Source organism: Fructobacillus tropaeoli (genome assembly GCF_001047135.2).
Classification (GTDB): domain Bacteria; phylum Bacillota; class Bacilli; order Lactobacillales; family Lactobacillaceae; genus Fructobacillus; species Fructobacillus tropaeoli.
In genome coordinates this window covers 1-422 of sequence record NZ_DF968153.1, presented here as the reverse complement: position 1 = coordinate 422, position 422 = coordinate 1, and the positions used below count along the sequence as shown (strand labels likewise).

Here is a 422-nt window from a genome sequence, read left to right as displayed (position 1 = left end):
CAGAAGGCTGCTCAAAGTGGTTCTCAAGCATACCTTAACGGCCAAGCTCGCCCAGATGACTCAACGCCAACTGGTAAGGCCGCAGCCGCAGCCTATGACAAGGCAAAGCAGGGTTACGAAGATGCAGCAGCTGGTAAGACGACTGCCGCAGACCAAGATGACCCAGCATATCAAGCAGGTGAAAAGGTCTACAAGGATACTCAGACTGGTTACAATGGTACGAGTGCTCCAGCTGACAACGCTTCACAGCAAACGAAGGATGCCTATAACGGTGCAACTTCTGGAGCTGCTGATGCTGTTGCTGGTAAGGCAAAGCCAGCTGATTTGGCAACCAAGTCACAAGCTTATCAAGATGCTTATAACAAGGCTTATGACCAAGCTCAGAAGGGAATGGCTGATGCAACTGCTGGTACTCAACCAAC

1 protein-coding gene is annotated in these 422 nt (G+C 50.7%); it reads left to right on the top strand.

All coding sequences use genetic code 11. The annotated features are described in order from the left end of the window. The coding region (locus tag AOQ32_RS08795) for a hypothetical protein (protein WP_158531904.1) at positions 1–422 on the top strand (422 nt) is incomplete at both ends.